The following is a 14,463-nucleotide window of genomic DNA, read 5'->3' on the forward strand; positions in this document are numbered from 1 at the left end:
CATGAAAAATATGATCAAACTTCCTTTTGCAGCAACGCTTCTCTCGTTAGCATTAATTGGCTGTGCCAGTAAAGGTGGGATCAAAGTCGAAGAGGCAAAACCAAACCCATTGCCAAAGATTCAAGTCACACAAGGTTTGAATCAAGTTTTTTCGAGTAGCGTCTCGTCTAGCCCAAAACATGACTCATTATATTTACAGCTTGATCGTGCCAATAATGTGTTTTATAGCGTCGATCCAGATGGCGAAGTGACTGCCTATGACGGCAAAAAACGTCTCTGGGAAGTGCGTCCAAGCAAAGAATTAACCGCAGGAATTTCTGTGGGTAGCGGAATCGCTGTGGTCGGTACACGTCAAGGTAAATTGATTGCCTTGAATGCACAAACGGGTGAAACCGTGTGGACGCAACAACTAACAGGTTCGATTTTAAGTCCATCGCTGATCGAGCAAAATCGTGTGGTGACCATTACCAATGATGGTACGGTGTATACCCATGACGCTGCATCGGGACAGATGGTGTGGACGTTTGACTTGCCGAATGCACCGCTGAGTGTGCGTGGTTATGCGATGCCAACTTTGCTCGATAGCCGTACTGTCGGTGTAGCAACTGCCAATGCCTATGTTTATGCGCTGGATTTGATTACAGGTGTACCACGTTGGCAGCGTCGTGTTGCGGTGAGTGAAGGACGTGGTGATATTGCACGTTTAATTGATATTGACAGTCGTCCTGTGGTGGTCAACGGCAATATGGTGACGGTGAGCTATCAAGGACAAGTGACCATGGTTGACCTTGCATCGCAACAAGTGCGTTGGTCTGAAGATGCCAGCAGTTTGACTAGCCCTGCAGCGGATGGCAATGCCGTCTATGTGGCAAATAGCGACGGTCGCTTAGTGGCATACAATTTTGCTGATGGCTCAAAGTTGTGGGAAAATGATCAATTGTTACATCGTGGCTTGAGTAATCCAGTATTGCTTGGCGGTGTTTTGGTGGTTGGTGATTATGATGGCGTATTGCATCTCATCGACCCTGCCACAGGTCAGATTCATGGTCGTGCTGAAACCAAAGGACAGGTGCGTGATCTTCGTGTCGAAGACAACCTGCTCTACGTGGCAACCGACAAAGGGCATTATACAGTGTGGCAAAATTTGGTGAATTAATTTCAATCCTCAGCCTGCTGGGGTGAAATAAAGCCAATCTTGCAAAGCATGCAGTCTGGAATGGCTGTATAATGCTTAAAATTCATCAGAATGCGTTTGACGACGTAAAATCGGAGTCAAGCGCATTTTGGCTTTTTAGTTTTTTAAAATTTTTAGCGTGTTCAGTCGTTTATGAAACCAGTTATCGCACTTATTGGACGTCCTAATGTTGGGAAATCCACGCTTTTTAATCAAATCACCAAGAGTCGTGATGCTTTGGTTGCGGATTTCGCAGGCTTAACACGGGACCGAAAGTATGGTGACGCCAGCTATCAGAATAAATCCTTTATCGTGGTCGATACGGGCGGTATCGGTGAAAGCGAGCAGGGCATTGATGCCTACATGGCAGAGCAATCGCAAACGGCGATTCATGAAGCCGACATCGTATTGTTTGTGGTCGATGCCCGTGCTGGCTTGCTGGCATCGGATGAGCAAGTGGCTCGTGAACTGCGTACTTTGGGTAAAAAAGTATTCGTGGTTGCTAACAAAGTCGATGGCACACATGCCGAAGCGGCAGTCGCTGAGTTTTATAAACTCGGACTTGGCGAACCAATTCAAGTGGCAGCCAGTCACGGTCGTGGTATTGCGCAGATGCTTGAGGACGTCTTGGTTGATGTACCAGAAGATGAAAATCCTGAAGAGCTCGATAAGCAAACTGGGCTTCGTTTAGCCATGATAGGTCGTCCGAATGTCGGAAAGTCGACTTTGGTCAATCGCTTGCTCGGTGAAGATCGTGTGGTGGTATTTGACATGCCAGGCACGACACGGGATTCGATCTATATTCCGTTTGAGCGTAACGAACGTCAATATACCTTGATCGATACCGCAGGTGTGCGCCGTAAAGGGAAGGTCGATGAGTCGATTGAAAAATTCTCAATCGTGAAAACCTTGCAAGCGATCAAAGATGCGCATGTGGTCGTGATCGTTATTGACGCCCGAGAAGGCATTGTTGAGCAAGATTTGCATCTGATTGGTTATGCCTTAGAAGCAGGTCGAGCGATGGTCATTGCCATTAATAAATGGGATGGCATGAGCGAATACGAGCGCAAACAAGTGAAGAATGACGTCGAGCGTCGCTTTGATTTTATTCCGTGGGCAAAGATTCATTTGATTTCTGCGCTACATGGTACGGGTGTGGGTGATTTATATCCATCGATTCACCGTGCTTATGAATCGGCGAATCTCAAAGTCAGCCCTGCAAAACTTACGCAAATCTTGAATGATGCGACTGATCAGCATCAGCCACCACAGGTGCAAGGGCGTCGTATTAAAATGCGTTATGCACATATGGGCGGGCAAAATCCACCGACCATCGTCATTCATGGCAATAAAGTCGATAAAACCCCTGCGGATTATCGTCGTTATTTGGAAAATGTCTTCCGCAGAGTCTATAAGCTCGAAGGTACACCAGTACGCATCGACTTTAAAACCTCTGCTAATCCGTTTGAAGGGCGTAAATCTCAGCTCGATGAACGCACTGCGGCACGTCGTCGTCGTTATGTACAAAAATTTAAAAAAGCTGAGAAAAAATATAAGCGTTAATTTTCTTTGCGATCGTACTCAAAGAAGCTGTCTCAAAATCCAATTTTCAACCCCACCTAGCCTCCCCTTAAAAAGGGGAGGAATTTTAACCATTTGATTTTATTGAATGGTCTTCCCCTTGTGAAGGGGAAATTAAAGGGGGTTTTATAGTTTTGAGACAGCTTCTTTTTATTTCGGTTGGTGTTTTAAGTTGATGAGTTGGCTGATCTATTGACCTCGATTTTCTGCTTAATGTATGTCGAGATGTTTGATAGTGCTTGTGCAATATGTTGAAAGGTTCATAATCAAAGTAGAAATCTTGATGTATTTGATCAATTGCCAAGAGATGAATTGACCTGATTTCGCCATTGGCACAGGTTTTCCAAACACGTAATCTAACAAACAATACAAATGTTCACTGAAATAAGTAGACTGAGAATCATAAATAAGGTCGTGCAGTGAACTGAATCGCAGTTGATATAAGGGTATGACATGAGTGCATATATTCCACACAGTAACTTGATTAAGTCCAATGATCAGCAGTTTTTATTTTCCGCACGATTGGATGCTGGCTTAAAAGCCTTTGCTGGGCATTTTCCAAACTGTCCTGTGTTTCCTGGTGTGGCACAAATTGCCATGGTCAAAGCCATTGTCGAAGAACATTTTGCCAATTTTCAAGATTTAGAAAAAATTGAACAATTACGCTTCCAAGGTTTTATTTTTCCTGAGCAAGATATTTTTATTCAGATTGAACCACAAGATCACAGTATTCAGTTTAAAGTCAGCAATGCCATGCAAGAGCCGCTAGCCAGTGGTCGCATGATGTTTAAAACACAATTGGCAGCGCAGTCTACGATGTCAACACAGCACGCATCATCACAAGAATTAATGCATTGAGCCAATGTGGCTGGGCATAGAGAGTTATGAAAATTTTAGGTATACATCATGAGTAAAGAAGCCAGTTTTGCTATCGATCCGCAAAAAGTTGCACAATTGCCTCACCATGCGGAATATTACATTCCACATCGCAAGCCAATGCTGTTGATTGATGAATTGGTCACGGTGACAGAGAAGGGCTGTATTTCCAAAGTGACGATTACCGACCAATTGCCATTCATGCAAGCTGAAGGTCTACCAAGCTGGGTTGGTATTGAAATCATGGCGCAAACCATTGCCATGTATGGCGGGATTGAACAGCGTTTAGCGGGTAACGAACCTAAACTCGGCTTTTTGCTTGGGGCAAAGAAGTTTGATATGGCGCAGGAATTTTTCACAGTGGGCGAGTTGTTGAGTGTGGAAATTCATTTGAACTTCTTAAACCGTCAAAAGATTGGGATGTTTGATTGTAAGATCACCACTGAAAAAGGCGTATCGACTGCATCCCTATTGGTGGCACAGCCTGACGATACCTCTAGCGTACTGCCAATGTAGCTTGGCTATTGTGAGTTGTTTTTAACGGAATATCTTTTGTATCAGTATCGGTTAAATCAGGATCTTTTATATCCGTATTGTTTGAATTGTAATATCTTGTAAGTTTCGGCGACTTTAACCGTCTTGATGCGCTGTTGCGATATACTGCACAGCGCATTTTTATTGCCTTTGTATTTTGTTCTTATTCTATCCGTTATGTCGAGTGTGCATCGTGTCCAATCATGATCTTGCCCAATCCTCCCATTCTTATACTGCGCCAGCAGTTTCCACCAAGATTAGTCGACGATTAATTTGGCTAGGATTTGTGCAATTATTACCGATTTCATTCTTTGTGGTGCTGTTTGGTTGTGCCTTTGGTTTGGCTGCAGTACAAGCACAGCTCAGCAATCCAGAAATCGTGGCGATGAGTGCCTTTGTGTTTGCGGGTGCATCACAGTTTGCAGTGTTGGAGATGTTGCAAAGTAGCTCGATTCCAATCATTCCACTGATCATCACTGTATTTTTTATCAATGCTCGGCATATTTTGATGGGTGCTGCGCTCTATCCGTGGCTCAGTCCGCTCAATCCTGTGAAGCGGTATAGCATGTTGCTGGTACTGACTGATGCCAATTGGGCCTATGCACAGCAGTCCTTTGAAAATAAGGTTTCGGGCTATGGCTTGCTGATTGGTGGCGGGATTGGACTGTGGCTGGCGTGGCTGATCGGGACGATTCTCGGTATGTATTTGGGTGGGATCGTTGCCCATCCTGAGCGCTGGGGACTGGATATGGTGATGGCGTGTTTCCTGCTCGCCATGGCAACAGGTGGTAAGCAAGATTTACGCATGATGACGATTTGGGCGGTGGTCTTTTGCGTGTCGATTTTGGCGTATTTGTATTTGCCAAAAAATATGCATGTTTTGGTGGCGAGTTGTATTGGCGGGGTGATTGGTATGCTCTGGAAAGAAAAACCGACTCAGGACGATACCACTCAAGGCGATTCCACGATCCAGCACGACACGACGACTCAGCATAGCGAGGCGAAAGACTAATCATGTTCTCAATTTTGCAAACCTCAAATATGACCGTGGTCATCGTGATAATGGCACTTGTGACACTGGCAACCCGTTGGGGCGGAGTGTTTATCATGTCATACATTCCACTGAGTGATCGGGTACAGCGTTTTATTCAGGCGATGTCGGCGTCGGTCTTTATTGCTTTAATTGCACCGATCATGCTAGAAACAGATATGGCAGGGCGATTGGCGCTGATCACGACTTTTGTGTTAATGCTGGTGTTTAAGATGCCCATTGTTGCTATGAGTGCAGGGATATTCGCCGCAGCAATGGGGCGGCAGTTTTTATTCTAAACATCGGTAAATTTAAAAGTTGGTAAATTTAAAAGTTGGTAAATTTAAAATCGGTTATTTAAAAAGATCGGTAATTTAAAAAAGATCATTGTTATGATTCATCTACATATACAGCCTTTAGATCACATCGTTGGTGAAGCACCAGCGATGAAACGTCGTCGTTTGGATGAGGCTCAGCGTGCGCAGTTGCGCTCTTATCAACGGCGTTTGATTGCACAGGTGACAGGGAAAGCTGTTGAACAATTGCAGATCGAAGCCAATGAATTTGGTAAACCGATTTTAAAATGTCCAAACACATTTCAGTTTAATCAATCGCATAGTCAGCACAGTTATGCGATGGCGATCAGTGATGAGATTGCTCAGATCGGCGTGGATGTTGAAGATTTACAGCGCCAAGTCCGCTTTGAAGCATTGGCGGCGCATGCCTTTCATCCTGAAGAAATGCACACGTGGCAAGCGCTAAATTATGATCGACAATTTTGGTTTAAGGTCTGGACGATCAAAGAAGCGGTGCTCAAAGCGCATGGTATGGGCATTCGTCTATCACTGAATACCTTAAATACCCATGCCCATCCGACGTGGGATTTTGGTATGGTGGAACACGAATTATTGGGCAGTTTTTATTATCAAAATATCATCACAGCACATACGATGCTGACGGTGGCTTATCCCAGCACACATCTTTTACAAGACATACATTGGTTTTAAAAGAGCACTTCATTTGAGAATCTAGGATTTTAAAAGAAAAGTGATTTTAAAAAGACAAAGTTATTTTAAATTGCCAACCTGATTTTCAAAGAGAAGGCGATAAAAGTTATTCATCATTTGTTTCCGTACTTGCTTCTGCCAATTGTTTTAATCGTTCAATATCTAAAATGTGAATACTTTTAAATTCACGTTTGATGATCTGTGCATCTTCGAGCTCATGGAGTAAGCCGTTAATCCGTTGTCGAGAAAGCGATAGCATCAGCGCCAGACGCTCTTGGGAAAGTTCGATCTGTCTGTTTTGAATGGCATTACGATCATCATAACTGTGCAGAATCATCAATAAGCGACGTGCAAGGCGTTGCGTCAAGGAGCCGTGTTGGAGCACTTCGATCTCGAGTAATAGGGGACGAATTTTTTGGCTGAGTAATAAGGCAATGTGGCGCCAATAATCAGGATGTAGATGTAAAAAATCCAGCAAAATGGCTTTGGGTAAGTGCATGAGCGTGGTGGATTGTAAGGCTATCGCATCATGAGTACGGGGCTTGCCATCGATCAGAGAAATTTCCCCAAACCACAGATTGGCTTCAGCAATCAGCATCAGTGATTCACGACCTTCGGCATCACTAAAACCGAGCTGAATTGCGCCGTTTAAAATCGCATACATGCCATCATCGACATCGCCCCGAAAGAACAAAACCTGACCTTTTTCGAGCTGTACGGTTTTATGCATATTGAGGATAAATTGCTGAAAATCCTCAGGTAGGGTGGCATACCATGCGTTAGCGCAAAGCTGTTGATGTAATGAGGTCGTCATGCAGTTCCTTTGTTGACTTGGCTTACTAAATATTTCGATCGGTCAGAGTTGTCATCCAACTGACAACTGGCACTTCTGCATCGTCATATACTGCCCAGACCTAAGCCAATGTTGAAATACAAGGATGAGCAGATCATGGATAAATTAACACAAAACCTGAGCCAGTATGGTGCCTATCACTTAAGCAAAAAAAATGTTGCCACGCATATCGTGGGTGTACCGCTGATTGTGACTTCGGTGATTTTGCTGTTTGCCCGTTGGCAGTGGAGTATCGCAGGGCTGGAGATGGACTTTGCACAGCTGATGATTGTGATCAGCTCAATCTATTATTTAAGTCTAGATCGGGTGATGGGCGGGATTTTATTTTTGATTTTAATCAGCACCGCTTATCTGATTCAGCCCTTAGCCGATGCGTCGCTCATGATCTGGTTGGGCAGTACGCTTGGTTTATTTGTAGTGGGTTGGATTATTCAGTTTATCGGACATGCTTATGAAAAAATGAAACCTGCATTTTTTGATGATTTAAAAGGTCTGCTCATTGGTCCGATGTTTGTACTGGCAGAGATCATGTTCAAACTTGGCTACCGTCCACAGCTTGAAAAAGACATCACCACACAGGCGGTTCAGATACGCCGTCAGTTGAATGCGACAAGCAAACACGCTGTGTAAATGAACCGAAGCATTTGTAATTTGGAAAAATGAGTGGTTTATGCAAGACATGACATCTATACAAAATTTAGCGCAATTTAAGCAGTTTTTAATGGCGCAACAGGGCAAGACTGCACAAACTCTACATTGGACTCTGGCGCAAATCTGCGAACACTGCGCGCAGACGATACTGTGTTCGATGCAGGGTTATCCTACGCTCAAGCCGTTGTGGTTTCGGCATAGTATCGGAGCCTTGATCTTAAAAATATTTTTGTTTCGTGGCAAGATGAGCCATAATTTGCAAGCACCATTGGTCGGGGCGAAGCCAATAGAAATCAATGCGCAGTCGGCGATTGATGTGCTGTTACAGAGTATTGCGCAATTTCAATCCTATCAAGGAATGTTGCAGCCGCACTTTATCTTTGGGCAGATGAGTCATGCGGACTATGATCGTTATTTTACGTTGCACCTCAAAGATCATTTTTCAGAAGTGCAGTTTTGCAATTAGTGCTAGCGCAGGTGAACGGGGTGACTCGGAGTTGTTTTGATTCATTCCGAGTTTCCAGATCTGCTTTAATCAGTAGCTATTGAACTCGATAGGCTCTGCTCGATATACTAATCAAGTTACCATCAGGGTCTTTGCTATTGGCAAACTGATAGCCATTTGCCTGATGAATTTTGCCAAAATTTAATGTGGACTGTTGGATAAACTGCTCGACATCAGTAACGCTAAAGCTCAATTTTACTGCAACTTGACCGAGTTTGATCGATTTTGCAGCTTGATGAATTAAGATTTGCACGCCAGATTCTGCACTCAATTCAATTAAACCATCCACAATTTCACCTGTGCTGATCAAGCCAAAATGTTGTTGATAAAATAGCGCTGTACGTTGCATGTCTTTGGCATAGATGATGATGGTGTTGAGAATTGCGGTGGTCATAATCTGCGGTTCTTATTGTGATTGGTGAACATTGATTTTAATCAATCATCTCAAAAATAAACATGATTTTATGCTGTGAATGATCAGGGTATTTTCATTTTGCATTTATACAAAAAACTATCAATGAAAAGCATAAATGAAAAGCCCTGACCAATCAGGGCTTTTGTTTTACAGCATGCTTTTTTAATTTCGCCTTACCACGCTTTTTCCAAAATTCCCATTAAATCATCAAGATTGGCTTCTTTGGGATTGTAGATAATCGAACCGTCATCGAGGGCTTTTTTCGCCACGTCGATCAGTTGTTCTTTCTTCACCTTACCCGTTTCTTGCAAAGTCCGTGGTAGCTTGGTTTTACTATGCAACTCATCACGCATGCCACGGATCACCGAGATTGCTTTAGTAGCCCGTTGATCAGCAGGGGTGTGCGCATACACTTCTGCACCTGCAAGTGGCAATAATAGGTCGGCAATTTTGTCGCCATTGACATCTTGGTTGTATTCCAACACATACGGCAAGAATAGATTCATACACAAGCCATGTGGCAAGTGCGCAACTGCACCCAGCGCATGACCGAGCGAATGCACCACCCCAACCATCGAGTTAGAGAATGCGATGCCTGCCATGGTCGATGCTTGAGCGAGTTCAAGACGACCTTGCGCATCTTCAGGGCGTTCCAAAACTTTAAATAAATTCTGACTGACTTTTTTAATCGCCGCCGTTGCATAGGCATCACTGATCGGATTGGCAGCCAAACAGGTATAGGCTTCAACAGCGTGCGTCATGGCATCCATTGCGGTCATTGCGGTCAAATGCGGTGGCAAAGTCAAGGTCATGCGTGGATCAAGAATCGCTGCATGTGGCATCAAATAATATGAGGCAAATGGCAATTTGACATTTTTCTCAGTGTCCGACACCACAGCGATCATGGTCACTTCTGAGCCTGTACCAGAGGTGGTTGGGATCACGAAAAATGGTTTGAGTGGCTTAGGAAGATTGTGCGCACCTGAGTATTTCATCAGATCATCACCGCCTTCGGAGACCAGAATATTGGTCGCTTTTGCGGTATCAATCACCGAACCACCACCAACCGCTAAGATCGCATCGCAACCATTGTCACGGTACATTTTTGCCACGTCACGTACGGTCTGCAAACTACTGTCGGGTGGTACATCATCAAAGATCGCTGCAATCTTGGCATCTGCTTCAGCAAAAGCCGCTTCGATCGGCGTCAATAATCCATTGGCACGAACGCCTTTATCGGTGATGATCAGTGGTTTTTTTGCGCCCAAAGTGGCAAGTTCAAAGGGGATATGTTCTAACGCCGCATTGCCTGCAATGACTTTGACAGGGCAGAAAAATTCGTAATATGGTTTAGCCATTATGCAGTTCCTTTAAAATATGACTGAGCAACTTTCAGATAAATATTCGCTGCACCAGTCAGCTTGTCTTTTAATGATAAATGTTTTGGATATTCTTTCACTGCCAAGTCGGCAATGACTTTTGGCAAGATCAACGCTTCCATTTTGTTTAAGCAACGTACCAACCGAATGGCATGCGACAGCTCTCCATCTGCCACCATGCGGTCATTGGCAAAGGCTTGCGCTGTGCCTTCTTGGAATGAAAAGACCAAAAACGCATGATGAATATGCTTAAAGGTGATGGTTAGATCAGGCTTTTGTTGCGGATTTTTCACCAGATTTAAACGATGTTGTTCATCGACACGTGCCACAAATTGCGGCCCATTAGGGAACACGCTCATGGAAAATGTAAAGTTGGCGGGAAAGCCTGCGATTTCAGATTTGACCTCTGAATCGACTTGGCTCGCCATCACTAAACCTCGCCCGATGACATCCATCATCAGCTTGACATAGCCTTGTTGTAATTGAGGTTTGACGTCTTTGCTATTGATCACATGCAGTTCCTTGTCAAAGATTATGTTTATTTAGAGTAATTACTCTAAATGATTTTGACAAGAACGCAAGTGTTATTGATCAGCTTCTACCGAAATATTTGCAAAAATCTGTTTTTCAGTGATGAACTGCTGACATTTTTCATATAAATCCTCAAAAGAGGGCGCTGTATCTAGCAGGTCGCAAAGTCGCACCATTTCCAATCCTGCATAGCCACAAGGATTAATGGTTTGAAAACCACTCAGATCACAATCGACATTGAGCGAAAAACCGTGATAGCTTCGCCCACGGCGGATTTTAAAACCCAGTGAGCCGATTTTTCGTTCATCGACATAAACCCCTGGCGCATCTTTTTTGGCGTAAGCGTTGATGTCATACTGTGCCAATAACCACAGCATCATTTCTTCAGCAAAATCGACCAAATCCCGCACATGCCATTTCAAGCGATTCAAATCAAACAAAAAATAAGCAATCAATTGCCCACGACCATGCCATGTCACTTGACCGCCACGGTCGCTTTGTACCACAGGAATATCAGAGTGAATCAAGATATGTTCTGCTTTTCCTGCCTGACCTTGCGTCAATACATCGTTGTGTTGCAATAGCCACAGCTCATCGGGAATATCGGCATCGCTGCTTGGCAAAGCACGTTGTTCGGTAAAACGCTTCATTGCTTCAAAGCGTGCAGTGTAATCTTGCGGATCACGACATGTTCTGATGATGAGTTGGGGCTGATTTTGCATAACATTAACTTGGGAAGATGGTTTTAAAAGCATTGATTTGAACGATACGGCTTAGTCGTCATTGAACAACAGTATAGTCGGATGAACCTGTCTGCGATGGTCTATTGTAACGCAGTTTAAGCGCATTACATCCGTTCGATACCACCGCCTGATTTGGGTTTATCGGATTGCTGGAGTTGTTTTAACTTATGGCGGTAATAGAAAAACTGCAATGTATTGATAATGATCATAATGGCGAGGACAAAAGGTAACATTGAATCGCCACGAAGAATTTTATCTAAGCCGATAAAATAGGCGAGAATCGCCAAGATCACTGGGGTCAGGAATAGATTAATCTTAGAGGTTTTGACGAGTGCAGTATATTTCTTGATTTGCTCGGCGTTGGCTTGCCGATTTTCCATCTGATTATTTTCCATTTTTTAACTCAAACGCTTTTGAAAATTTCGGCTTAAGGTTATCAAATTTTTAAACATGACAAAATAAGTGAGAATGAATAAGCACAAAATAAAAAACTCCCAACGGATTGAGAGTTTAGTGATAGGGCATAATTACAGCGCAGTTTTGATATATGGACAAGCTGCCAAATCTGCATACAAGGCATGGACTTGTTCTAGCTCCTCAAAGCGCAACTGTGCGGTGATCGAGTTATATTTGCCTGTACGAGATGGCTGTGATTTCAGCGTCGTTTCATCAAACTCAGGAAAATGCTTGACCAAAATCTCAACTACAGCATTGTTCAGCTCATCGCAAGTTTCGCCAATCAGTTTGATCGGATAGTCCATCGGGAACACCCAAAGATGCTCTTGTAACTCACGAGAAGGGGTGCGATCTATCATTATGCTTCTCCTAGTTTGAAAATGATTAAATAGTTTGATTTGAAACGCCTGCAAAAATGCAGGCGTTTCTGATTTATCTCATGCTTTACTATATGGGGTGTATGGCTTGATTTTCAAGGGCATTACCACATTCTAGCAAGCAGTCAATTAGTCATTTTCCAAGAACGAACGTAAGTGTTCAGAACGAGATGGATGACGTAATTTACGCAATGCTTTGGCTTCGATCTGACGGATACGTTCACGGGTCACATCAAACTGTTTACCAACTTCTTCCAAGGTATGATCTGTTGGCATGTCGATACCAAAACGCATTTTCAACACTTTGGCTTCACGTTCAGTCAAGTTCTCAAGCACTTCACGAGTCGCTTCACGTAGACCTTCTGAGGTTGCCGCTTCTACAGGTGAGGTAATGTTTAAGTCCTCAATGAAGTCACCAAGATGCGAATCTTCATCATCACCGATCGGCGTTTCCATCGAAATCGGTTCTTTGGCGATTTTCAGCACTTTACGGATTTTCACTTCATCCATATCCAAGCGTTCGCCGAGTTCTTCAGGAGTTGGCTCACGTCCCATTTCTTGAAGAAGCTGACGTTGTACACGGTTGATCTTGTTAATGGTTTCGATCATGTGTACAGGGATACGAATAGTACGTGCTTGGTCGGCGATTGAACGTGTAATTGCCTGACGAATCCACCATGTGGCATAAGTTGAGAACTTATAACCACGGCGATATTCAAACTTATCTACCGCTTTCATCAGACCGATGTTACCCTCTTGAATCAAATCAAGGAATTGCAAGCCACGGTTGGTATATTTCTTGGCAATCGAAATCACCAAACGCAGGTTGGCTTCAACCATCTCTTTCTTGGCACGGCGTGCTTTGGCTTCACCAATTGCCATACGTTTTGAGATTTCTTTGATTTGTTTGACATTCAAACCAAGTTCAGACTCGATATCACCGATCTTTTGCTGGAATGCCAAAACGTCAGGGCGGACTTTGTCTAAATGCGGTTTGATTGCATCGTCTGCTGCCAAGAATTGTTCTTCAAACCATGCAATATTGGACTCATTGCCAGGAAATGAACGACGGAATGCATCACGGCTCATACGACCGCGGCGGATCGAATAACGCATGATTTCTCGTTCACTGTGACGGATTTGATCGTGTGTACCACGAATCATTTCTGCGACCAAATCAAATAGACGTGGGGTGAGCTTAAACATCATAAATACTGATGCCATCGCTTCGAGTTGCTTCTGTCCCACGTCACTATGACGACCATGTTCCGCAAGTACTGCTTTGGTTTCATTCCAAGCCGCTTCTAACTCGGCGAAACGCTGGCGTGCGATCTCTGGATCAGGACCTGAATCGCCATCGCTGTCATCAGAATCGTCGTCATCGCCATCTTCGTCGTGATCGTCGTCAAGATTGACGTCTTTTTTGCCCGATTTTTTATCGTCGTTGTCACTCTCTTCGTCATCATCTAATGATGCGTCGTCTTCGATTTCAGGCACTGCTTCTTCAGTTTCAGGATCGAGATAACCTGATAACACATCGGCTAAACGACGTTGTGGTTCTTCTTCTAAGGTTTCTTTATATTCGTTGAGCACGACTTCAACAGTCTTTGGCCAGTAGGCAATGGCATGTAATACATCACGGATACCGTCTTCGATGCGTTTGGCAATGCTGATCTCACCTTCACGGGTCAGGAGCTCAACCGTACCCATCTCACGCATATACATCCGCACAGGGTCAGTGGTGCGACCAGGTTCAGTTTCAACCGATGCCAGCACAGCCGCTGCTTCTTCTGCGGCAACATCATCACCTGCATCAGGTGAATCTTCCATCATCATGTCGTCGGATTCTGGCGCACGCTCGTGCACAGGAATACCCACATCATTCAACATTTGAATGATGTCTTCAATTTGCTCGCTTTCAGTGATAGAGTCAGGGAGATGATCGTTAACTTCTGAATAAGTTAAATAGCCTTGTTCCTTGCCTCGGCTAATCAGTACCGCAATTTGAGAGGTCGTCGGGGATTGCATATCGCTCATCTTGGCTCACTTTATTTATGTTTTGAATCAAAAAAATGCTTGAATCAAAAGGGGTTGAATCAAATGACTGTGAAACAGCGCATCATAGCATAAAAACAAGACAGAAAAATTAGTAGCAATGAATTTTTATCTTGTGATCTACGGGGCACTTTGTGTCTAATATTGATCAATATTGGGCTATTTTTAAAATTTTCAAGCACTGCGGGTAAAACTTGCGCCTTTGTGTCAATGGTTTTTTCCAATGCTTTTTCCGATACTTGTATGTCGAGTGACTTTCTTTAAAGTTGGGGGGAAATATTCAGCTGAGATTTTCG

The 14,463-nt window shown here is 43.8% G+C and carries 17 protein-coding genes; 9 read left to right on the forward strand and 8 right to left on the reverse strand.

Annotation, left to right across the window (positions count from 1 at the left end; translation table 11 throughout):
* The first annotated feature begins 1 nt into the window (after position 1).
* From bamB to BLQ60_RS11320, 7 genes are all read left to right on the forward strand, one after another.
* Positions 2–1,156, forward strand: a complete 1,155-nt coding sequence (gene bamB, locus BLQ60_RS11290; protein WP_092620479.1) for an outer membrane protein assembly factor BamB — start codon at positions 2–4, stop codon at positions 1,154–1,156.
* A 171-nt stretch (positions 1,157–1,327) separates the two neighbouring features.
* The gene (gene der / locus BLQ60_RS11295; protein WP_092620482.1) at positions 1,328–2,737 is read left to right on the forward strand and encodes a ribosome biogenesis GTPase Der; all 1,410 of its coding nucleotides are present in this window, start codon (positions 1,328–1,330) and stop codon (positions 2,735–2,737) included.
* Between the two features lie 471 nt (positions 2,738–3,208).
* On the forward strand, positions 3,209–3,613 hold the full coding sequence (locus BLQ60_RS11300) for an ApeI family dehydratase (protein WP_092620484.1): 405 nt from the start codon (positions 3,209–3,211) through the stop codon (positions 3,611–3,613).
* Positions 3,614–3,661: 48 nt separating this feature from the next.
* The gene (locus BLQ60_RS11305; RefSeq protein ID WP_092620487.1) at positions 3,662–4,147 is read left to right on the forward strand and encodes a hotdog family protein; all 486 of its coding nucleotides are present in this window, start codon (positions 3,662–3,664) and stop codon (positions 4,145–4,147) included.
* A gap of 211 nt (positions 4,148–4,358) precedes the next feature.
* Positions 4,359–5,177 (forward strand): AzlC family ABC transporter permease, encoded by an 819-nt coding sequence (locus tag BLQ60_RS11310; protein ID WP_244516034.1) that lies wholly within the window; start codon positions 4,359–4,361, stop codon positions 5,175–5,177.
* Positions 5,178–5,179: 2 nt separating this feature from the next.
* A complete protein-coding gene (locus tag BLQ60_RS11315; RefSeq protein WP_092620490.1) occupies positions 5,180–5,494 on the forward strand; it encodes an AzlD family protein in 315 nt (104 codons plus the stop codon).
* A 93-nt stretch (positions 5,495–5,587) separates the two neighbouring features.
* Positions 5,588–6,202, forward strand: a complete 615-nt coding sequence (locus BLQ60_RS11320) for a 4'-phosphopantetheinyl transferase family protein (RefSeq protein ID WP_092620493.1) — start codon at positions 5,588–5,590, stop codon at positions 6,200–6,202.
* A gap of 106 nt (positions 6,203–6,308) precedes the next feature.
* Here the strand turns inward: BLQ60_RS11320 and BLQ60_RS11325 are convergent, their stop codons facing one another.
* Positions 6,309–7,016 (reverse strand): Crp/Fnr family transcriptional regulator, encoded by a 708-nt coding sequence (locus BLQ60_RS11325; RefSeq protein ID WP_092620496.1) that lies wholly within the window; start codon positions 7,014–7,016, stop codon positions 6,309–6,311.
* Positions 7,017–7,151: 135 nt separating this feature from the next.
* On the opposite strand from BLQ60_RS11325, the gene BLQ60_RS11330 reads away from it, so the two are divergent.
* A complete protein-coding gene (locus BLQ60_RS11330) occupies positions 7,152–7,685 on the forward strand; it encodes an Mpo1 family 2-hydroxy fatty acid dioxygenase (RefSeq protein WP_092620499.1) in 534 nt (177 codons plus the stop codon).
* A gap of 40 nt (positions 7,686–7,725) precedes the next feature.
* Positions 7,726–8,172, forward strand: coding sequence for a DUF1569 domain-containing protein (locus tag BLQ60_RS11335; protein WP_092620502.1), 447 nt, complete (start codon positions 7,726–7,728; stop codon positions 8,170–8,172).
* Between the two features lie 76 nt (positions 8,173–8,248).
* Here BLQ60_RS11335 and BLQ60_RS11340 read toward each other — a convergent pair whose 3' ends face one another.
* From BLQ60_RS11340 to rpoD, 7 genes are all read right to left on the reverse strand, one after another.
* Positions 8,249–8,605: a VOC family protein gene (locus BLQ60_RS11340; protein WP_092620505.1), complete on the reverse strand. Its 357-nt coding sequence runs from the start codon at positions 8,603–8,605 to the stop codon at positions 8,249–8,251.
* A 194-nt stretch (positions 8,606–8,799) separates the two neighbouring features.
* Entirely contained in the window at positions 8,800–9,984 is a 1,185-nt protein-coding gene (locus BLQ60_RS11345; protein WP_092620508.1) for an iron-containing alcohol dehydrogenase, read from the reverse strand.
* A complete protein-coding gene (locus BLQ60_RS11350) occupies positions 9,984–10,517 on the reverse strand; it encodes a hypothetical protein (RefSeq protein WP_092620511.1) in 534 nt (177 codons plus the stop codon). Before BLQ60_RS11350 ends, BLQ60_RS11345 begins: the two co-directional genes overlap by 1 nt.
* Before the next feature lie 72 nt (positions 10,518–10,589).
* Positions 10,590–11,258: a lipoyl(octanoyl) transferase LipB gene (gene lipB, locus BLQ60_RS11355; RefSeq protein ID WP_092620514.1), complete on the reverse strand. Its 669-nt coding sequence runs from the start codon at positions 11,256–11,258 to the stop codon at positions 10,590–10,592.
* Between the two features lie 125 nt (positions 11,259–11,383).
* Complete coding sequence (locus tag BLQ60_RS11360; protein ID WP_092620517.1) at positions 11,384–11,674, reverse strand: hypothetical protein; 291 nt, start codon at positions 11,672–11,674, stop codon at positions 11,384–11,386.
* 132 nt (positions 11,675–11,806) lie between these two features.
* Positions 11,807–12,094: a YbeD family protein gene (locus tag BLQ60_RS11365; RefSeq protein ID WP_092620520.1), complete on the reverse strand. Its 288-nt coding sequence runs from the start codon at positions 12,092–12,094 to the stop codon at positions 11,807–11,809.
* A gap of 147 nt (positions 12,095–12,241) precedes the next feature.
* A complete protein-coding gene (gene rpoD, locus BLQ60_RS11370) occupies positions 12,242–14,149 on the reverse strand; it encodes an RNA polymerase sigma factor RpoD (protein ID WP_092620523.1) in 1,908 nt (635 codons plus the stop codon).
* Between the last annotated feature and the right edge of the window lie 314 nt (positions 14,150–14,463).

Origin of the sequence: Acinetobacter marinus (assembly GCF_900096915.1) — a bacterium.
GTDB classification, from domain to species: domain Bacteria; phylum Pseudomonadota; class Gammaproteobacteria; order Pseudomonadales; family Moraxellaceae; genus Acinetobacter; species Acinetobacter marinus.